Genomic DNA, 20,324 nt, shown 5'->3' with positions numbered 1-20,324 from the left:
TTATAGGCGCGGCCGGCCATCCCTAGAATCCCTTCCACGATAGCGTCCAGGCATGCCGCCGCGACGCGGGCGACAGCAGAATGGGAAAAGCGATGGGCGGAACGCAGACGATCAAGACCGACGTGGTCATCGTGGGAGCGGGGCCGGCCGGCCTGGGGCTGGCCATAGAACTGGGGCTGCGCGGCGTGGACTGCGTGGTGGTCGAGCGCAACGAACGGGTCGGCTATGCGCCGCGTGCCAAGACCACCAACGTGCGCACGCGCGAGCATTTCCGGCGCTGGGGCATCGCCGGTGCGCTGCGCGCCGCCTCGCCGCTGGGCGTGAGCTATCCGTCCAACGTCGTCTTCGTGACGCGGCTGGCGGGCCACGAATTGGCGCGCTTCGAGAACGCTTTCTATTGCGCGCCGGGCCGCAACCCGCTGTATTCGGAGCATGCGCAGTGGATCCCCCAGTACAGCGTCGAAGAGGTCATGCGCCGCCGCGCGGAGTCGCTGCCCACGGTGCGCATCCTGTTCAGGCACGAACTGAAGGGGTTCGAGCAGGATGGCCAGGGCGTGCGGGCCCAGGCCGCCGACCTGGCGAGCGGGCAGCCGCTCAGCCTGCACGGCGCCTATCTGGTCGGGGCCGACGGCGCGCGCAGCACGGTGCGCGAGATGCTGGGCATCGCCATGCAGGGCACGTACGGCTTGTCGGCCAACACCAACATCATCTTCCGCGCCCCCGGGCTGGCGCAGGCGCACCGCCACGGCCCGGCCATCATGTACTGGCAGGTCAACGGCGAATCCCCGAGCCTGGTCGGTCCGATGGACAGCGGCGACAAATGGTTCTTCATGGGCACGGGCGTCGCGCGCGGCCAGCAGTTCGATCCCGCCGGGGTCGCGCAGCAAATCGCCGCGGCCACGGGTATCGCCATGCCGTACGAGATACTCAGTTCGGACGAGTGGACGGCCAGCAAGCTGATCGGCGAACGCTATACGGATCGCCGGGTGTTCCTGGCCGGCGACGCCTGCCACCTGCATCCGCCTTTCGGCGGCTATGGCATGAACATGGGCGTGGCCGACAGCGTGGATCTGGGCTGGAAGCTCGCGGCCACGCTGCAGGGCTGGGGCGGCCCGGGCCTGCTCGCCAGCTACGAGGCCGAACGCCGGCCGGTGCACGAGCGGGTGATGGACGAGGCGGTCGCCAACCATGCGCTGCTGGGCAACCAGCTCTGGCGCGACGGCCTGGAGGCCGACGACGAAGCCGGCCGGGCGCTGCGGGCGCAGGTCGGCGCGCTGATCCAGGCGAACAAATTGCGCGAGTTCGTCACGCTGGGCGTCGTGCTGGGCTACCGCTACGACGGCTCGCCCATCGTGGTGGGCGACGGCACCGCGCCGCCCGCCGACGACTACCTGAACTACGTCCCGTCCGCGCGGCCGGGAAGCCTGGCGCCGCACGCCTGGCTGCATGACGGCAGTTCGCTGTACGACCATTTCGGCCCGGGCTTCACCCTGCTGGCCACCGCCGGGGCGGACGAGGGCGACATCGAGCGGGCGCTGTCGGAAGCGCGCCAGGCCGGCGTGCCGCTGACCGTGGCCAGGCCGCGGGAGGCGGTGCTGGGCGACCTCTACCGGGCTCGTCTGGCGCTGGTGCGCCCCGACCAGCACGTTGCGTGGCGCGGCGACACGTGGACCCCCGGCGTGCTGGGTACGGCGACCGGCTGGCGCACCGCCGCCGCGCGGGCGTAGAGCCGGAAGCACTCCGCCTCAGGCCGAGGCGCGTTGGGAAATCCGCTGCGTGATCTCGCCCGCGACATCGCGCAGCCGGTTGGCCAGGTAGTCCTCGTTGAAGGCCTGCACGCGCTCGAGCGATCCCACCGCTGTGATGCTGCCCAGGATGCGCTTGCGTTCGTCGAAGATCGGCGCGGCCAGGCCCGCCTTGTCCGGGTCCAGATCGCCCTTGGAGAGGCAATAGCCGCTGCGCCGTATCTCCAGCATCGCTCGTGAAAAATCTTTCCATGTCTTGCCCAGGCGCTGCATGTCGGCTTCCTGGGCATGTTCGTCGTAGAGCCTGCGCAACTGCCGCGGCGGCAGGTGCGCCAGCACCACGCGCGCGGTGGCGCTGCGCAGCAGCGCCATGGGACGGCCGCGTCCGAAGCGCAGCGGCTCGGGATCCCGCCCCGGGTGGTGATGCACGGTGATCACCGAGTTGCCGTACAGCTCGCTGAGCAGCACGTTCAGGCCGGTTTCTTCCCCCAGTTCTTCCATCAGTTCCCGGCTGTCCGCCAGCATCGGGTCGTACTCGCGCATCTGCAGGTCGAGCTGGATCACCCGCGGCCCCAGCGCGTACCCGCCGGGCAGCCGCACCAGCAGGCCCACCGCGCACAGTTCGCGGATGTAGCGGTAGGCGGTGGCGGGCGCATAGCCCAGTTGGCGGCAGATCACCTCGACGTCCACGACGGATTGGTCGGGCCTGAAGAGGTCCAGGACGTCGAGCATGCGTCGCAGACTGTTCATGAAGCGGGAGCGGGCAGGAAAGAAACAGGCCCGCCAGCGTGCCGCAATGGACGGCCTTTGGCAAGTCGGATGCTGGACGATCATGCTTTTTTATGCAAATTTATCAAATAAATAAAATTACTATCAAAAATAGCCGGGCTATTCTTTTATTTAATTTTCAGTTTTATCTAATAGCGATAATACTGAGAAAAAGGAGTTGGCCATGGCGAATGGAGCCCAAGCATTGTTGACGGCCCTGCACGAGCAGGGGGTGGAAGTCTGTTTCGCGAATCCCGGCACGACCGAGCTGGACGTGGTGCGCGCCCTGGAGGCCGTTCCCCGCATGCGTTGCGTGCTCGGGCTGCAGGAGAATGTGTGCACCGGCGCCGCCGACGGCTACGGCCGCATGCGCGGCGTTCCAGCGGCCACCCTGCTGCACCTGGGGCCGGGATTCGCCAACGGCATTGCCAACCTGCATAACGCCCGGCGCGCCCATACGCCCATCGTCAACCTGATCGGCGACCACATGAGCTGGCACCTGCCGGTCGATGCGCCGCTGACGTCCGACATCGAATCGCTGGCTCGGCCGGTTTCCGGCTGGGTGCACCGCGTGACGAGCGCCGCCGAGGCCGCGCAGGTCGGGCGCGCCGCCGTGCGCGCCAGCCTGGCGTCGGGCGGGCAGGGCGCGACGGTGATCTTCCCGGCCGATTTCCAGGTCGGGCAGGCCGGCGGCGAGGAGGGCGCCCAGGCATGGGAAAGCGCGCCGGCCTCCTCCGGACCGGATCTCGCCGAGTGCGCCGCCCGTATCGAATCCGCCGGCAAAGTCCTGTTCCTGCTGGGCGGAGGCGGCGAGGCCAGCGGCCTGGGAGCACGCGCCCAGTGCGCCGTCGCGCGCCTGTGCCGGGCGCTGGATGCCGTGGCCTACGCGGAAACCTTCCCGGCCCGCGCCGAGCGCGGCGGCGGCCTGCCCGACTTCGACCGCCTGCCGTACTTCCCCGAACCGGCCCGCCAGGTGCTGGATGCCGCCGACCTGGTGGTGCTGGTCGGCGCGCTGCCGCCGGTGACCTACTTCGGCTACGAGGGCCATCCGAGCCGGATGGTCGAGCCGGCGCGCCTGCTGACCGTGGGGGCGCCGGGAGAACCGGTGGCCGACCTGCTGGAAGCCCTGGCGGATCGGCTCGGCGCGCCGGCCTGGAACGCCGACGCGACGCCGCCCCTGGCTCCGGCCAGCGGCAGGCTGACGCCGGAGCGCATCGCCGCCACTGTTGCGCGGCTGCTGCCCGAAGACGCCATCGTCTCGGTGGAAGGCGGCACCTGCGGCTATCCCTTCTATGCGGCGTCGGCCGCGTCGGCCCGGCACACGGCGCTGACCAATACCGGCGGCGCCATCGGGCAGGGCCTGCCGGTCGCGCTGGGCGCCGCCGTTGCCTGCCCCGGAAGGCCCGTGGTGGCGCTGCTGTCGGACGGCAGCACCCAGTACACGGTGCAGACGCTGTGGTCGCTGGCGCACGAGAACTTGCCGGTGATCGTGCTGATCGCCGCCAACCACCAGTACGGAATCCTGCGCAAGGAGCTGGCGCGGGGCGCCGCGCCCGGCGCGCGGGCCGAGGCCCTGACCAGCCTGGAGCGTCCGCGCATCGACTGGACGGCGCTTGCCGCCGGCTATGGCGTTCCGGCGCGCCGGGTCGAGACCGCCGGAGCGCTGGCCGATGCCTTCGGCGCCGCCTGCGCGCAGGGCGGACCGTACCTGATCGAAATGCAACTCTAAAGCTGCCGCGGCGCGGCAAGCCCACGACTCATCGGAGAACATTCATGGACCTGCAATTGAAAGGCCGCGTGGCGGTCATCACCGGCGGCAGCCTGGGTATCGGCCGCGCCACCGCCGAGGCCTTCGCGGCCGAGGGCGCGCACGTGGCGATCGTCTCGCGCACCCAGGCGCAGCTCGACACCGCCGCAGAGGAGATCCGCCAGGCCTATGACGTAAACGTGCTGCCGGTGGCCGCCGACGTGTCCGATACGGAACAAGTGACGGCCATGATGGACCAGGTCGCCGCCCACTTCGGCAGGCTGGACATCCTGGTCAACGGCGCCGCCCATCCCGGCGGCCTGGTGCGCAGCGAGATCGAGCTGGCCGATCCGGAAGGCCTGCTGCAGGACATCAACATCAAGGTGGTCGGCTACATGCGCTGCGCCAAGGCGGCGGCGCGCCACATGCGGGCCGGCGGCTACGGCCGCATCGTCAACATCGGCGGCCTGACCGGCCGCGGCAGCAAGCAGCTCTCGGGCATGCGCAACGCCGCCATCTGCCATATGACCAAGACCCTGTCGGACCAGCTCGGTCCGCACGGCATCACGGTCAACGTGATCCACCCCGGCGTGGTCGAGACGCCCCACATCCGCGAGCTGTACGAAAAAGAGGCCGCCAAGCAGGGGCTGACGGTGGACGAGGTCGAGGCGAACTACGTCCGGGTCACGCCGATCCGGCGCACGCTCACGCCGGCCGAGATCGCCGACACCATCCTGTTCCTCGCTTCGCCGCGCGCGTCGGCGATCACCGGCGAATCGCTGGCGGTGGATGGCGGGATTACGCGCGGGATCTTTCTGTAGCCAGCCTCGGGCGGCGGCATAGGTTGGGAGAAAAGACATGGAAGGCACCTTACTGGTCGGGACGGCGGGGCAGGGCATTCTGCGCAGCACGGATGACGGCGCGACGTGGCATAGGCTGGGGTTGAAGGAAGCGATCGAGTTCGACGGCACGGTCCGCTGCCTGGCGGTGGATCCGGCGGATCCACGCCGCGTGTTCGCCGGCGCCGACTGCGGCATCTGCCTCAGCACCGACGGCGGCGCACATTTTGCGCGCATCGCTTCGCCGGCCGACGGCATGGCGGTGTGGGCGTTCGCCATCGATCCGCTCGACCCGTCGGTCATGTATGCCGGCACCGGCGCGCCGTCGCGCGCGGCGATGTTCCGGTCGCGCGACGGCGGCGCAAGCTGGACGCGGCTGCCGCCGGATATTCCCGAGTTCTGCCGCGGCGTGAACCGGCCGCGCATCCTGGCCATCTGCGTCGATCCCGCGGTTTCCGGCGAAGTCTGGTTCGGCGTCGAAGAGGGCGGAGCCTGGCGCAGCGGCGACCATGGCGACACCTGGATCCGTGTCGACCGCGAGGGCGAGCGGGAAGGCGCCATCGCCAATCCCGACATCCACGGCGTGACCATTCTGCCGCCGGCCGGCGGATCACCCAAGACTACGATGGTGCTGTCGGTCAACACCGTCTATGCCAGTACCGACGACGGCCGAAGCTGGCACGGCGAACCGTCGCGCCTGCGCTTCGACGGCATGTACTACACCCGCACGGCGCAGCCGCTGGCCGACGGCAGCGCGCTGCTGCTGGCGATCGGCGACGGCACGCCGGGCACGCGCAGCCACATCTACCGTTCGACCGACCGTGGCGCGAGCTGGCGCCGGGCGCTGCTGCACACCGCGCCCAACTCCACCTTCTGGACCTTCGGCACGCACGCGGCCGATCCGTCTTTCGTGCTGGCGGGCACCAAGTACGGCCACCTGTTCCGCTCCATGGACGGCGGCCGCAGCTGGTTCAAGGATTGGCGCGACTTCAGCGAGATCACCTCGGTGGCCTGGACGCCGTTCGTCGCGCCGGTGACCGCGCATCCCCAATCGATCGCCTGAGGAATCGCCATGCAAGCGACCCCGCAAGACATCAAGCCGCGCATCACGCGCACCCATCTCGCCCTGTTCGTGGCCGACCCGTTCAAGTCCGGCCCCTGGTACGAGGACGTGCTGGGCATGACCGAGACGGCGCGCGGCGAAAAATGGGTCTTCCTCTCGTTCGGCGTCAAGCACCACGACATCGCGCTGATACGCGCCGAGTCGCCGGACGGCGCGCCGCTCGTGCGCGGCCAGATCAACATGCAGCACTACGGACTGGAGATCGACGGCGACGTGGACGAACTGCGGCGCCTGTACGGGATGCTGCTGCGCAAGAACGTGGAGGTGTTCAAGACCACCGACCACAAGGTCGGCTACGGCCTGTACTTCCACGACCCCGATGGCCACCGCCTGGAGTTCTTCTGCCACACGGTGCACGACGACGAAGAAGGCAAACGCATCCTGCACGACTACAACGCGCCCAGCGAACCGATCGATCTGCAGCCGCTGTAAGCGCCCGCGCAGACAGGAGACGAACATGAAGATGGTGGAAATGCGTACCTACACGCTGGTCCCCGGCGGCGCCGCCGAGTACCTGCGCGTCTATGGCGAATCGGCCCGCGCCCTGCAGGCCCGCATCCTGGGCGATCTGGCCGGGCTTTACCAGACCGAGAGCGGCGAGCTGAACCAGCTGGTGTTCCTGTGGGGCTACGACTCGCTGGACGAACGCGCCCGGCGCCGCGCCGCGCTGATGCAGGACCCGGAGTTCGCGGCCTTCCGCAAGGCCGTCAAGCATTTGCTGGTGCGCCAGGAAAGCCGCCTGCTCAGCCAGGCCTGAGGACGGCAGGAGAATCGCCATGAACCAGACCTGCGACGTGCCGGTCCTGATCGTCGGGGCCGGACCGGTGGGCGCCACCCTGGCCAACCTGCTCGGCGTCTACGGCGTGGGCGCGCTGCTGATCGACCGCAGCCCGGCCATCCTCGAATATCCGCGCGCGGTCGGCCTGGACGACGAGGCCATGCGGACCTTCCAGGCGGCGGGCGTGGCCGACGCCATGCTCAAGGACATGATCCAGAACGTGCCCATGCGCATGTATGGCGCGAAGAAACAGTGCTTTGCCGAGATCCTGCCGGCCACGCGCGAGTTCGGCTGGTATCGGCGCAATTTGTTCTCGCAGCCGCTGGGCGAGCAGGCGCTGCGCGCGGGCCTGGCGCGGTTTCCGCACGTGGCCGTGGAGCTGGGCGTGGAACTGACCGCGGTCGAGCAGGACGCCGCCGGCGTGACCGCGACGCTGCGCGACGCGGCCGGCGCCGAGCGCACGGTGCGCGCCGCCTATCTGCTGGCGGCCGACGGCGGCCGCAGCACGGTGCGCGAGAAACTGCTCAAGCTGCCCTTCGGCGGCCAGACGCATTCGCACAAATGGGTAGTGATCGAGTGCGACCAGGATCCGCTCGACGCGCCTTATACGGCGCTGCATTGCGAGCCCGCGCGGCCCTACGTCTGTCTGAAGCTGCCCTATGGCCTGCGGCGCTGGGAATTCATGCTGTTCGACGGCGAAGACGAACAGCAGGTGCTCGACCCGGCCAAGGTGGCCGAGCTGCTGGCGCCGCACGTGCCCGACCCGGCGCGGCTGAACGTGATCCGCGCGCGCGTCTATACCCACCATTCGCGCATTGCCGGATCGTTCGTCGTCGGCCGCATCTGTCTGGCCGGCGACGCGGCCCACCTGACGCCGCCCTGGATAGGCCAGGGCCTCAATGCGGGGCTGCGCGACGCCTGCAACCTCGCCTGGAAAGCGGCGTGGATCGTGCAGGGGCGGCTCAAGCCGGAAGCCCTGCAGTCCTACCACGCCGAGCGCCACGCCCATGCGCGCGCCATGATAGACCTGGCCGACAAGTTCGGCGCGGTGCTGTCACTGCGCAACCGTTGGCTGGCGGCGCTGCGCGATGCCTTCTTCACGTCCATCCGCGGCGTTCCGGTCGTGCGCGATTACGTGCTGCAAATGAAATTCAAGCCCATGCCGCGCTACCGCGACGGCGTCGTGCAGGACAGCGGCCTGGCCGCGCGCGACCAGCGGGTCGGGCGCATGTTCATCCAGCCGCTGGTCGAGCCCGGCGGCGGCGCGCCGGTCAGACTCGACGATGCGCTGGGGCCGGGCTTCGCGCTGCTGATGGGCGCCCCCGGCCAGCCTCTGCCCGCCGAGCTGGCCGGGCGGCTCGAACTGCTGTCGTGCCGGCTGGCCGTGGCGGCGCTGCCGCGCAGCGGACCGGCGCCCGGCGTGCTTCCCGACGTCCCTCCCGGCATGCTGCTGCTGGAAGATACCGAGAACGCGCTGCATCGCTGGCTGGCCGCCGCGCACGCGGATTGGGTGCTGCTGCGGCCCGACCGCTATGTCGCCGCGGCGGGCCGCCGGGCCGATATGATCGCGGCGCTCGAACGCTTCGTCGCCGCCTTCGTACCGCAAGCCGGCGCCGCCCGCGCCGCTGAGGCCAGGGTACCTTCCGCACTGGAGGCGGCATGAATATCCAAGCTCCCACGGCGCTTTCCGGCGAGGGCGCGCCCGCCTCTCCGGTGCGCAACGTGCTGTTCATCATGTGCGACCAACTGCGCGCCGATGCGCTGTCCTGCTATGGCGCAGCGGGCGCGCTGCGCACGCCCAACATCGACCGCCTGGCGCGGCAGGGCGTGCGCTTCGAACGCGCCTACGTCAGTTCGGCGGTGTGCGGCCCCTCGCGCACTTCGTATTACACCGGTCGCTACCCCTCTTCGCACCGGGTCACCTGGAACCGCGTCCCCATGCCGGCGGACGAATGGAGCCTGGGCGACTACCTGGCCCAGGCGGGACGCGACTGCTGGCTGCTGGGCAAGACCCATTTCGTGCCGGACCGCAAAGGGCTGGCCGCGCGCGGCCTGTCCGCCGAGGGCGCGGCGCGCGAACGCCTGGACGAAGGCGGCTTCAAGGTGCTGGAGCGCTACGACGGCCATTTCGAGATGGAGCCCGGCAGCGCCTACCGGGACTACCTGGTGGCGCGCGGCTACGACCGCGAACGGCCCTGGGAGCGCGACGTGATCGGCAGCGACCATGCGGACGGCAGCTTCGCCACAGGCTGGCTGCTGCGACACGCCGGCCTGCCCGCGCGCGTGGCCGAGCGCGACTCCGAGACCGCGTATCTGACGGACCGCGCCATGGCGTTCATCGACGCGCAGGGCGAAGCGCCATGGGTGCTGCACCTTTCCTATATCAAGCCGCATTGGCCCTACAAGGCCCCGGCGCCCTATCACGACATGTTCACGGCCGCCGACGCCGCGCCGCCGCTGCGGGGCAGGGAAGAGCGCGAGCGGCCGCACCCGGTGCACGCGGCCTACCAGCGCCACGAGGAATCGCTGTCCTTCGCCCAGGACGAAGTCTGGCAGGCGGTGCGCCCTGTCTACATGGGGCTGGTCAAGCAGATCGACGATCACATCGGCAGGCTGCTCGACCATCTGGAGCGATCCGGCCGGATGCGCGACACCATGATCGTGTTCTGTTCGGACCACGGCGACCTGCAGGGCGACCACTGGCTGGGCGAGAAGGAGTATTTCTTCGAAGGCGCGGTGCGCGTGCCGCTGATCGTCTACGACCCCGCGGGCGAAGCCGATGCGCGGCGCGGCCACACGGCCGCCGGGATCGCCGAATGCGTGGACGTGGTGCCGACCATCCTCGATGCGCTCGGCCTGGAGATCCCCGCGCACCGCGTCGAGGGCCGCTCGCTGCTGGCCGCGACGCGCGGGCGCGACGCCGGTCCGGTGCGCGAGTTCGCGGTGGGCTTTCTCGACTACGCCTACCGCGAGGCGCGGCTGTTCCTCGAGCGCGGCGTGACCGAATGCGGCGGCATGATGCTGGCCGACGGCCGCTACAAATACCTGTACTGGCAAGGCTTCCGGCCGCAGCTGTTCGACCTGCGGGACGATCCGCACGAGCTGCGCGACCTGGCCGCGGAAGCCCGGGCGGCGCCGGTGCTCAAGCGAATGGGCGAGGCGCTGTGCGAGTGGAACTGGCAGCGCAGCCGGCGCTGCACGGAGACCTTCGAGCAGGTCCGAGCCCGCACCCATGCCCACGAACGAATGATGAACATCGTCATCGGGCGCTGGTAGGCCCGCTCCTTTTATCAAGGCCGGGGGGCATCCCGGCCCCGCCGTTACCGGAGAGCATCATGGCTAGTCTGAAGTTTCTTTCGGCCTTCCTCGCGCTGGCCTGCGTCCTGAGTTCCATTGCCCGCGCCGAGACGGCCTGGACGCCGGAGCAAGTCCGGATCGTGGTGCCCTACCCGCCGGGGACCGAGCCCGACGTGCTGGCGCGCGACATCGGCAACCAACTGGGCAAGCGCACCGGCAAGGTCTTCGTCGTAGAGAACAAGCCCGGGGCCAACGCCATCATCGGCGCCGCCAACGTCGCCAAATCCGCCGGGGACGGTTCCGTGCTGCTGATGGTGGACCGGCTCGCCCTGGTCACCAACCCGTTCCTGTACGCCAGCCTGCCCTACGACTGGCGCAAGGAGCTCAAGCCGGTGGCCGACGTGGGCCACATCGACCTGTACGTGGCGGTGCGCGCCTCGCTGGGAGTGAACGACTACAGAGGGCTGATCGCCAAGGCCAGGTCGTCCGCGGGCGCGGTCAATGTCGGCACCGGCGGCAACGGCCACGTCACCCACCTGGGCATGGCCATGCTCGCGAATTCAGAAGGGGTCGACTTCACCTACGTGCCTTTCAAGGGCGTCGCGCCTGCCGTCACCGCGCTGCTGGGCGGAGAGGTGGACGTGCTCATGGCGGGCGGCCTGGTGATGAGCCAGCACTTGCCCAGCGGCAAGATCAAGGTGCTGGCGATGGGAGCGGACAAGCGCAGCGGCTTCATGCCCGACGTGCCGACGCTCGCGGAAGCGGGCGGCAAGCCCGGCGCGATTCCGTCCACGGTGTTCTCGATGTTCGCTCCGGGCACGATGTCCGACGCGCTGGCCGAGCGGATCAACGGCGAGATCCGGGCGGCGATGGACGACGCCGCGCTGCGCGCCAACTACGCCAAGCGCGGCGTGGAGATCCGCGTTCCCGCGCCGGCCCGGCCGCGCGCCGACATGGAGCGCGATTCGGTGGATTACGAGAAGCTGATCAAGAAGCTGGGCATCACGTCGCAATGACGGCCGCCGCTGGGAGCGCATCCATGTACCGCAAACTGGCTTTCTACATCGACGGCGAATTCTCCGGCGCCGAAGGGCGCCACGCCGGGGACGTCGCCAACCCCGCCACCGGCGAGGTGATCGGGCGCCTGCCCCACGTCGGCCCGGCCGATCTCGACCGTGCGGTCGCGGCGGCCGAACGCGCCTTCGCGTCCTGGCGGCGGACGTCTCCGCTGGCCCGCTCCGACCTGCTGCGCAAGGTCGCGGCGCTGATCCGCGAGCGCGCACCCGATATCGCCCGGGACATCACGCTGGACGAGGGCAAGCCGCTGGAGGAAGCGCTGGTGGAAGTGACTTCCTGCGCCGAGCACGTGGAGTGGCATGCCGAGGAATGCCGGCGCATCTATGGCCGGGTGATTCCGCCGCGCCAGCCCGATGTGCGGCAGTTCGTGGTGCGCGAGCCGGTCGGCGTCTGCGCCGCGTTCTCGCCGTGGAACTTTCCGTTCGCGCAGGCCGTGCGCAAGGTGGCCGCGGCATTGGCCGCCGGCTGCACGCTGATCCTGAAGGGTCCGGAAGAGTCGCCCAGCGCCGTGGTTGCCATGGCCGAACTGTTCCACGATGCGGGCTTGCCGGCCGGCGTGCTCAACATCGTCTGGGGCGATCCGGCGGCGATCTCGCGGCATCTGATCACCGCGCCGGCGGTGCGCAAGATTTCGTTCACCGGTTCGGTGCCGGTAGGCAAGCAACTGGCGGCGCTGGCCGGCGCGCACATGAAGCGGATGACCATGGAGCTGGGCGGCCATTCGCCGGTGCTGGTGTTCGCCGACGCCGACGTCGACCGCGCGGCGCAGATGCTGGCGCGCTTCAAGCTGCGCAATGCCGGCCAGGTGTGTGTCTCGCCCACGCGCTTCTACGTGCAGCGCCCAGCCTACGCACGGTTCCTGGAAGCATTCGCGCACGAGCTGTCGCAGGCGCGCGTGGGCGACGGCCTGGATCCGTCTTCCCAGATGGGGCCATTGGCCAACCCGCGCCGGGTGGCGGCCATGGCCGACCTGGTGGCGGACGCCGCCGGCCGCGGCGCGCAGGTCGTGACGGGCGGTCGCAAGGTGGGCGAGGAGGGCTGCTTCTTTGCCCCGACCGTGCTGGCGGGGCTGGGCGACGATGCCCGCATCATGCGGGAAGAGCCGTTCGGCCCGGTCGCGCCGGTGGTGCCGTTCGACACCGAGGACGAGGCCTTGCAGCGCGCCAATGCCCTGCCGTTCGGCCTGGCCTCGTACGTTTTCACCGAATCGCTCAAGACCGCGACGCGCGTGGCCAACGGCCTGGAGGCGGGGATGGTCAACATCAACCACTTCGGCATGGGGCCGGCCGAGATCCCCTTCGGCGGGATCAAGGACAGCGGCATCGGCACCGAGGGCGGCGCCGAGACCTTCGACGGCTATCTCGTGACCAAGTTCATCACCCAGCTTTGAGACAGCGGCGGCGCTATGCGGCGCCGCCGTCTTCTCCCCGCAGTGTCAGGGTGTAGTCCCGCAGCAGGCCGATGGCCAGTTCGCAGGCCGGGTGGCGCTCGCCGCCGCGCGGCAGGATCGCGCCGATCTGCTGCGTCGGCAGCGCCAGACCTTCCAGGCAGCGGACGCCGCCCAGCGCGGCCAGCCGGCGCGCTTCGCTGCGCGGCACCAGCGCGAGCACCGGATGCAGTTCCACCATGCGCACGTCCTCCGGTCCCAGCGTGGAAACGATGCGGGCCGGCGGCGGGGCCAGGTTCTCGGCCAGAAAGGCCTGCTCCACCAGATGGTAGGCGAAGGTGCCCGGCGGCGGCATGACCCAGGTCTGGGCCGACAGCGCCGCCAGCTCGGCGTGCCCGGCGCCGGCCAGCGGATGCGAGGCACCGCATATCACGGCATAGCTGTCGCGGTAGATCGGGTGGTACTCGAAGTCGGTCAGCCGGAAGCCGGCGTCGCAGCGGCCGAATGCGATGTCTATCGACTTGGCCGCCAGCTCGGCGTGCATCTGTTCGCGCGTGCCGTGCCGCAGGCTGACGGATACGTCCTGCCGGGCCAGCGCGTAAGGCAGCGCCGCGGCCACCTGCGCCGCGGCGAAGCGCGTGGCGCCCACGGCCAGCGGGCCGCTGCGCCCGCGCGACCCCGTTTCCCGTTCCAGGTCCTCGACATTGCGCAGCACCGCGCGGGCGCGCTGCAGCGCGGCCTTGCCGGCGCGGGTCCAGGCCAGGCCGTCGGGGGTGGCGTCGAACAGCGGGTCGTGCAGGATCTCGCGCAGGTCGCGGATGGCCTTGGATACGGCGGGCTGCGTAATGTGCAGCGACTGGGCGGTGCGCGTCACGCTGCCCTGGTCGCCCAGCATGACGAGCAGCCGGAGGTGGCGCAGCGTGAGGCGGCGGAGTAGGTCGCTCATGGGGCATAAACAGGGAGTTATGGACGGCACTGCGCTTTTCATTATCCGCGCGGGTTCGTCCTCCCTAGAATGAAATCTCCATCCAGTTTCGGAGACGACGATGCTTACCCGGCGCACTTTCATGAGTGCTGCGGCCGCGTCCATGATGACGTGCGGCGCAGTACGCAGTCAACCCGCCAAGCGGCTGCGGTTGCTGGCCGCGGGGCCCGCGGGCGGGGCGGTGGACGTTGCCGCGCGCATGGTGGGCGACCAGCTGCGGGCGGCGGGCTATCTGGCCATCGTCGAGAACCATGCCGGCGCGGCCGGCCAGCTGGGCGTCGAGGCGCTGCTGCGTTCGCCCGCCGACGGCGGCACCGTGCTCGTCACGCCGCCCGGCGTGTTCACCATCGCGCCCCACGTCAATGCCGGCATCGGCTACCGGCTCGCCGACGTCTCCTGCCTGACCACCTTGTGCGGCTACCAGTTCGCCTTCGCAGTGGGGCCGGCTGCCAAGGCGCGCACCATGGCCGACTTCCTCGCCTGGGCCAAGAAGCATCCCGCGGAGGCCTCCTACGGCACCCCCGGCGCGGGCACCGAGCCGCATTTCATCGGCGCCGAGATCGAGCGGCTGTCGGGCGCACCGCTGATACACGTGCCCTATCGCGGCGGCGCGCAGGCCATGAACGATCTGTCCGGCGGCCACCTGCCGGCGGTCATTTCAGCCCTGCCCAATCTGGTGACGCCGTACAAGGCCGGCAAGGCCCAGGTCCTGATGATGACCGGATCGCAGCGCAGCGCCTTCATGCCCGACGTCCCCACCGTATCGGAATGCGGTTTTCCCGAGCTGGCGAGCAATCTGTTCTATGGCGCCTATACGCAGGCCGGCGTGCCGGCGCCGGTGCGCGCCGCGCTGACCGAGGCGATCATCGCCGCATGCAAGGTGCCGGCTTATGAAGAAGGGCTGCGGCGCATGTCGCTGGATCCGCTGACCCTGAGCAGCGCCGAACTGGACGCTTCCATGCAGGCCATGGATGCCAAGTGGGCGGCGGTGATCAAGCGCACCGGCTTCACGCTGGAGAAATAGCAGGCATGACCGCTTCCGGCAATGTCCTGGTACTGCTCTCGGACGAGCACAATCCGTGGGCCGGCGGCTTTGCCGGCCACGCCTGCGTGCGCACGCCCAACCTGGATGCGCTGGCGCGGCGCGGCACCGTGTTTGAACGCGCCTGGACGCCGAGCCCGCTATGCGTGCCGGCGCGCGCCAGCCTGGCCACGGGGCGATACGTCCACCAGCACCGATGCTGGGACAACGCACTGGCCTACGACGGCAGCCAGCGGTCGTGGATGCAGGAAGTTTCGCAGGCCGGCCTGGTCGCCGACTCCATCGGCAAGCTGCATTTCCGCAGCGAGCAGGATCCCGCCGGGTTCCGGCAGCAGATCCTGCCCATGCACATCCCCGGCGGCATCGGCCAGGTCTGGGGTTCGGTGCGCAATCCGCTGCCCGACGAATCCATGCCTTCCGGCATGTTCAAGTCGCTCGGCGCGGGCGAGTCGCAATACAACCGCTACGACCGGGCGGTGGCCGGGGAGGCCCGAGCCTGGCTGCGCGAGCATGCCGGCGATGCCCGGCCGTGGGCGCTGTTCGTCGGCCTGGTGGCGCCGCATTTTCCGCTCGTCGTGCCGCAGGCCTACCTGCGCCGCGTGCTGGACGATCCCGCGCTGGACGCCTGCCTGCCCGAGCGGGACGCGGCGCATCATCCCTGGATCGCGCGCGCGCTGGCCTACATCGATCATGGCGCCGCGCTGGGCGGGGCCGAACGGGTGAAGCTGGCGGTGGCGGCCTATCTGGCGCTGGTCGAGTTCATGGACGACCAGATGGGAACCGTCCTGGACACGCTCGAACAGACCGGCCTGGCGGAACGCACCACCGTGATCTACGCCTCCGACCATGGCGACAATCTCGGCGCGCGGGGCCTCTGGAACAAGGGCACGCTATACCGCGAGGCCGCCGGCATTCCGCTGCTGCTCGCCGGGCCGGGCGTGCCGGTGGGCCAGCGCTGCCGCACCCATGCCAGCCTGGTGGACATCTACCCGACCGTGCTCGACGCCATGGCGCTGCCCGAGCCGGACGCCGGGCTGCCTGGCCGTTCGCTGCGGCGGCTGGCCAGCGAACCCGAAGACGCGACGCGCGTGGTGCTGGGCGAGTACCACGGCGTCGGCTCCCCCAGCGCGGGCTACTACCTGGTGCAGGGCCGCTACAAGTATCACCACTACGTCGGCTATCCCCCCGAATTGTTCGACCTGGACGCCGATCCGCACGAACGGATCGACCTGGCCGCGCGGCCGGAGATGGCCGCCACGCTGCGCGCTTTGCGCGATGCGCTGTATGCGCGGCTGGACCCGGACGCCGTCGATGCGCTGGCCAAGCGCGACCAGGATGCCCTAGTGAGCAAGGCCGGCGGCCCGCAGGCCGCCTTGCAGACCGGACACCGGGGCGCCACGCCCGTTCCTTCATCCGCCATCGGAGATCCCCGTTCATGAGCGCATCGACCGTCAACCGCCATACCGTGGGCGATGCCCTGGCCCAGTACCTGCACGCGCTCGGCGTCAGGCAGGCCTACGGCGTGCTGTCCATCCACAACATGCCGCTGCTGGACGCCCTCGGCCGCGACGGCCGGATCCGCTACATCGGCGCGCGCGGCGAAGCCGGCGCCGTGGGCATGGCCGATGCGTGCGCCCGCGTGACCGGCGGGCTGGGGGTGGCGTTCACCAGCACCGGCACGGGCGCGGGCAATGCCGCCGGCGCGCTGGTCGAGGCCTGGACCGCGGGCACGCCCCTGCTGCACGTCACCGGGCAAGTGGCGCTGCCCTACCTGGAACGAGGCCGTTCCTACGTGCACGAAGCCAAGGACCAGCTCGGCATGCTGCAGTCCGTGTCCAAGGCGGCGCTGCGCGTCTGGTCGGCGGAAACCGCGATGGCCACGTTCCAGGAAGCGGTGCGGCTGGCGCTGACCCCGCCCTGCGGGCCGGTGAGCGTGGAGATTCCGATCGATCTGCAGGGAGCACTGGTCAATGCGGGCAACCCGCCCGGCCGCCCGCGCATCGTGCCGCTCGAACCGGACCGGGAAGCCCTGCGCGACCTGGCGGACACCTTGGCGTCCGCGCGCCGGCCAGTGCTGTGGGTGGGCGGCGGCGCGCGCCATGCGGGCGCGGAGATCGCACGGCTGCTGGACCTGGGCTTCGTGGCCGTGACCACGCTGCAGGGCAAGGGCACGGTGCCGGAAGACGACCCGCGCACGCTGGGCGCCTTCAATGGCCAGCCCGCCATCGAGGCTTTCTACGAAACCTGCGACGCGATGCTGGTGGTGGGCTCGCGCCTGCGCGTGCCGGAAACGCTGACCCATACCCTGAAACTGCCGCGCACGCTGTTGCAGGTCGATTCCGACGCGCTGGCCGACCAGCGCGCCTACCCGACCGCGCGCTTCGTGCAGGCCGACGCGAAGCTGACGCTGGCGCGCCTGGCCGATCTGCTGCAGGGGCGCATGCGTATCGACCCTGCCCTGCGCGACGACGCGGCGCGCGCGCGCCGGCAGGCCGAGGGCGCCATGCGCGGCGCCATCGCGCCGTACGACCGCATCGCCGATGCGCTGCAGGCCGTGTGCGGCCGCGACTTCGGCTGGGTGCGGGACGTCACCATTTCCAATAGCACCTGGGGCAACCGGCTGTTCGAGGTCTTCGAGCCCGGCCAGGGCGTGCACGCCGTGGGCGGCGGTATCGGCCAGGGCCTGGCCATGGCGATAGGCGCGGCCACCGGCAGGCCCGAGCGCAAGACCTGGCTGCTGGCCGGCGACGGCGGCTTCATGCTGAACCTGGGCGAACTGGCAACCGCCGTGCAGGAGCGCACCGGCATCGTCATGCTCGTCATGAACGACGGCGGCTACGGCATCCTGCGCAACCTGCAGGACGCCGACTACGGCGGGCGGCGCTACTACTGCGATCTGCACGGCTTCGAGCTGGGCGCCCTGGCCGGATCCGTGGGCATGGACCACATCGCCGTGCGCAGCCTGGACCGGCTGGAAGACGTGCTGCGCGATGCCGCCGGCCGCGACGCGCCGGCCGTGCTGGTGGAGTTCGACATGCGGGCCATCGGGCCGTTTGCCAAGCCGTTCTCCGGCCCGCCGCTGGCCCGGGGCTAGCGCCGCGGCCGGCCGCGCGGGCCGCCGGCTACTTGTCCGAGAACTCGTCGAAGATCAGGTTGCGCAGCCACTGGTTGGACGGTTCGCGGTGGTACTTGGCGTGCCAGAACAAGTGGATGCCTATCTTGGGCAGGGCGACCGGATGCGCGGCCGCCTTCAGCCCGAACGGTTCCAGGCATTGGTCGGCATACCGTTCCGGGACCGTGGCGATCATGTCGGTGGTCTGCAGGATGTGGCCGATGGCCACGAAGTGCGGCACGGTCAGCCGGACCTTGCGTGCGATGCCTTTCTTCTGCATGAACTCGTCCACCATGCCATGGCCGGTGCCAGCCGATACCGCGACCACGTGCTCGGCCTGGCGGAACGCATCCAGCGTCAGCCGCTGGCCGTCCAGCTCATGGCCGCGCCGGTACAGGCAGACGTACTTCTGCGTGAACAGCCGGCGCTGGAAGAAACCGGCCTTCAACTGCGGCAGCAGGCCGATGGCCAGGTCGACCTGGCCGGTCTCCATCTCGTCCTTGAGATGGATGGTGGTGTTGCGCACCGTGTTGATCGACACTCCCGGCGCGATCCGCGCGGCGGCTTCCATCAGGCGCGGCAGGAAATAGATCTCGCCGATGTCGGTCACGGCCAGCGTGAATCTGCGGTTGCTGGCGGCGGGGTCGAAGCTGCTGCGGAAATTCAGCGTGTCCTGAATGGTGCCCAGCGCGCGGGCGATCGGCTCGGCCAATTGCCGCGCATACGGCGTGGGCTCCATGCCGCGCGTCGTGCGCAGGAACAACTCGTCCCCCAGCAGCTTGCGCAGCCGGTTCAGCGCATTGCTCACCGCCGGCTGGGTCAGCCCCAGCTTCTCCGCCGTTCCCGAGACCTTGCGCTCGATGAGCATCTGGTTGAAAACCACCAGCAGATTGAGATCGATGTCTTTAATGTTCATCCGTCTTGAGACAATTCTTTCGTTCGGCCCAGGGTGCAGCGGATCCGGCTTCGCCGGTTCGCCAGCACCGCCCCCTGCGGGCGCGCGCAGCGCGCAGGGGGGGGCTATCCTATTCATAGATTTTATGGGGACTATTCACCGGGTGCTATATATAAATGTGCGGGGGCTTCCTATACTGGCGTCGAAAAGCAAGAGCTATTCCATGCCGGCAGCGGACGCGGCATCACTATCCTCACCTGGAGACACGCATGAACGACATGGCCGTCTTCCCCCGCGAACTCGAATGGCAGGGCAGCGGTTCGAGCCGCATCCCGTTCTGGGCCTATACCGACGAGTCGTTGTACAAGAGAGAGCTGGAGCGGTTTTTCTATTCCGGCCATTGGAACTACGTCGGACTGGAAGCAGAGATTCCCAATCCCGGCGATTTCAAGCGCACCGCGATCGGCGAGCGTTCGGTCCTCATGACGCGCGCGGAAGACGAATCCATCCATGTGATCGAGAACGTCTGTGCCCACCGCGGCATGCAGTTCTGCCGCGAGCGCAGCGGCAACCGCAAGGAACTGGTCTGTCCTTATCATCAGTGGAACTACACGCTGAAGGGCGACCTGCAAGGGGTGCCGTTCCGCCGGGGCGTCAAGCAGGCGGGCAAGGTCAACGGCGGCATGCCGGCCGACTTCAAGACGGCCGACAACAACCTGAACAAGCTCGAGGTCGCTACGCGTGGCGGCGTGGTGTTCGCCTCCTTCGACCACGAGGTGCCGCCGCTGGAGGAATTCCTCGGGCCGGTGATCCTGGGCTACTTCGACCGCCTGTTCAACGGCCGCAAGCTCAAGCTGCTGGGCTACAACCGCCAGCGCATCCCCGGCAACTGGAAGCTGATGCAGGAGAACATCAAGGACCCCTACCACCCGGGCCTGCTGCACACCTGGTTCATCACCTACGGACTCTGGCGCGCCGACAACAAATCCGAACTGAAGATGGACGAGCAGTTCCGCCATGCCGCGATGATCTCCACGCGCGGCTCGGCCGGCGTGAAGTCGGAGGTCACCGCGGGCGTGACCAGCTTCAAGGAAAAGATGGAGATCAACGACAAGCGGCTGCTCGACATCGTGCACGAGCCGTGGTGGGGCGAGCCCACCGCCGTGATGATGACCATCTTCCCGAGCGTTATCTTCCAGCAGCAGGTCAACAGCGTCTCTACCCGCCACATCCAGCCCAACGGCCACGGTTCGTTCGATTTTGTCTGGACGCACTTCGCATTCGAGGACGACACGCCCGAGATGGTCCAGCGCCGCCTGATCCAGGCCAACCTGTTCGGCCCGGCCGGCTTCGTATCGGCCGACGACGGCGAGGTGATCGAGTTTTCGCAGAGCGGCTTCGAGCAGAAGCCCTACCATCGCGCGCTTGCGGAACTGGGCGGCACCGGCGTCGAGAACACCGACCACATGGTGACCGAAACGCTGATCCGCGGCATGTACGACTACTGGCGCAAGGTCATGGAAATGTGA

17 protein-coding genes are annotated in these 20,324 nt (G+C 69.3%); 14 read left to right on the top strand and 3 right to left on the bottom strand.

Features of this window, described 5'->3' with window-relative positions; translation table 11 throughout:
* Positions 1–92 precede the first annotated feature (92 nt).
* Entirely contained in the window at positions 93–1,727 is a 1,635-nt protein-coding gene (locus PIGHUM_RS15560; protein WP_246013228.1) for an FAD-dependent monooxygenase, read from the top strand.
* A gap of 18 nt (positions 1,728–1,745) precedes the next feature.
* Here the strand turns inward: PIGHUM_RS15560 and PIGHUM_RS15555 are convergent, their stop codons facing one another.
* A complete protein-coding gene (locus PIGHUM_RS15555; RefSeq protein WP_187697797.1) occupies positions 1,746–2,495 on the bottom strand; it encodes an IclR family transcriptional regulator in 750 nt (249 codons plus the stop codon).
* 202 nt (positions 2,496–2,697) lie between these two features.
* On the opposite strand from PIGHUM_RS15555, the gene PIGHUM_RS15550 reads away from it, so the two are divergent.
* The 9 genes from PIGHUM_RS15550 to PIGHUM_RS15510 are packed head-to-tail and all read left to right on the top strand — an operon-like array spanning position 2,698 to position 12,764.
* Positions 2,698–4,242: an acetolactate synthase large subunit gene (locus PIGHUM_RS15550; protein ID WP_124080485.1), complete on the top strand. Its 1,545-nt coding sequence runs from the start codon at positions 2,698–2,700 to the stop codon at positions 4,240–4,242.
* Between the two features lie 44 nt (positions 4,243–4,286).
* Positions 4,287–5,081 carry an SDR family NAD(P)-dependent oxidoreductase gene (locus PIGHUM_RS15545; protein WP_124080484.1) on the top strand — a complete coding sequence of 265 codons (795 nt, stop codon included), beginning with the start codon at positions 4,287–4,289 and terminating at the stop codon, positions 5,079–5,081.
* A 37-nt stretch (positions 5,082–5,118) separates the two neighbouring features.
* Positions 5,119–6,162, top strand: coding sequence for a WD40/YVTN/BNR-like repeat-containing protein (locus PIGHUM_RS15540; protein WP_124080483.1), 1,044 nt, complete (start codon positions 5,119–5,121; stop codon positions 6,160–6,162).
* 9 nt (positions 6,163–6,171) lie between these two features.
* On the top strand, positions 6,172–6,654 hold the full coding sequence (locus tag PIGHUM_RS15535) for a VOC family protein (RefSeq protein WP_124080482.1): 483 nt from the start codon (positions 6,172–6,174) through the stop codon (positions 6,652–6,654).
* A gap of 25 nt (positions 6,655–6,679) precedes the next feature.
* Positions 6,680–6,979: an NIPSNAP family protein gene (locus PIGHUM_RS15530; protein WP_246013226.1), complete on the top strand. Its 300-nt coding sequence runs from the start codon at positions 6,680–6,682 to the stop codon at positions 6,977–6,979.
* A gap of 19 nt (positions 6,980–6,998) precedes the next feature.
* Positions 6,999–8,663 (top strand): bifunctional 3-(3-hydroxy-phenyl)propionate/3-hydroxycinnamic acid hydroxylase, encoded by a 1,665-nt coding sequence (locus PIGHUM_RS15525; RefSeq protein WP_124080481.1) that lies wholly within the window; start codon positions 6,999–7,001, stop codon positions 8,661–8,663.
* On the top strand, positions 8,660–10,276 hold the full coding sequence (locus PIGHUM_RS15520; protein ID WP_124080480.1) for a sulfatase-like hydrolase/transferase: 1,617 nt from the start codon (positions 8,660–8,662) through the stop codon (positions 10,274–10,276). Before PIGHUM_RS15525 ends, PIGHUM_RS15520 begins: the two co-directional genes overlap by 4 nt.
* 59 nt (positions 10,277–10,335) lie before the next feature.
* The gene (locus PIGHUM_RS15515; RefSeq protein ID WP_124080479.1) at positions 10,336–11,313 is read left to right on the top strand and encodes a Bug family tripartite tricarboxylate transporter substrate binding protein; all 978 of its coding nucleotides are present in this window, start codon (positions 10,336–10,338) and stop codon (positions 11,311–11,313) included.
* A gap of 23 nt (positions 11,314–11,336) precedes the next feature.
* On the top strand, positions 11,337–12,764 hold the full coding sequence (locus PIGHUM_RS15510) for an NAD-dependent succinate-semialdehyde dehydrogenase (RefSeq protein WP_124080478.1): 1,428 nt from the start codon (positions 11,337–11,339) through the stop codon (positions 12,762–12,764).
* 13 nt (positions 12,765–12,777) lie between these two features.
* Here the strand turns inward: PIGHUM_RS15510 and PIGHUM_RS15505 are convergent, their stop codons facing one another.
* Positions 12,778–13,707 carry a LysR family transcriptional regulator gene (locus PIGHUM_RS15505; protein WP_160142302.1) on the bottom strand — a complete coding sequence of 310 codons (930 nt, stop codon included), beginning with the start codon at positions 13,705–13,707 and terminating at the stop codon, positions 12,778–12,780.
* Between the two features lie 121 nt (positions 13,708–13,828).
* Here PIGHUM_RS15505 and PIGHUM_RS15500 point away from each other — a divergent pair, with 121 nt between their 5' ends.
* Genes PIGHUM_RS15500 through PIGHUM_RS15490 form a run of 3 tightly spaced genes read left to right on the top strand, consistent with a single transcriptional unit; the run spans position 13,829 to position 17,882 of the window.
* On the top strand, positions 13,829–14,770 hold the full coding sequence (locus PIGHUM_RS15500; RefSeq protein ID WP_160142301.1) for a tripartite tricarboxylate transporter substrate-binding protein: 942 nt from the start codon (positions 13,829–13,831) through the stop codon (positions 14,768–14,770).
* Between the two features lie 5 nt (positions 14,771–14,775).
* Complete coding sequence (locus tag PIGHUM_RS15495) at positions 14,776–16,227, top strand: sulfatase family protein (RefSeq protein WP_124080475.1); 1,452 nt, start codon at positions 14,776–14,778, stop codon at positions 16,225–16,227.
* Positions 16,224–17,882, top strand: coding sequence for a thiamine pyrophosphate-binding protein (locus PIGHUM_RS15490; RefSeq protein ID WP_124080474.1), 1,659 nt, complete (start codon positions 16,224–16,226; stop codon positions 17,880–17,882). Before PIGHUM_RS15495 ends, PIGHUM_RS15490 begins: the two co-directional genes overlap by 4 nt.
* A gap of 28 nt (positions 17,883–17,910) precedes the next feature.
* Here the strand turns inward: PIGHUM_RS15490 and PIGHUM_RS15485 are convergent, their stop codons facing one another.
* Complete coding sequence (locus PIGHUM_RS15485; protein ID WP_124080473.1) at positions 17,911–18,816, bottom strand: LysR family transcriptional regulator; 906 nt, start codon at positions 18,814–18,816, stop codon at positions 17,911–17,913.
* A 248-nt stretch (positions 18,817–19,064) separates the two neighbouring features.
* Here PIGHUM_RS15485 and PIGHUM_RS15480 point away from each other — a divergent pair, with 248 nt between their 5' ends.
* Positions 19,065–20,324, top strand: coding sequence for an aromatic ring-hydroxylating dioxygenase subunit alpha (locus tag PIGHUM_RS15480; RefSeq protein WP_124080472.1), 1,260 nt, complete (start codon positions 19,065–19,067; stop codon positions 20,322–20,324).

This window comes from Pigmentiphaga humi, assembly GCF_900606115.1.
Lineage (GTDB): Bacteria > Pseudomonadota > Gammaproteobacteria > Burkholderiales > Burkholderiaceae_B > Pigmentiphaga > Pigmentiphaga humi.
This window is presented reverse-complemented; position numbering and strand designations above follow the sequence as displayed.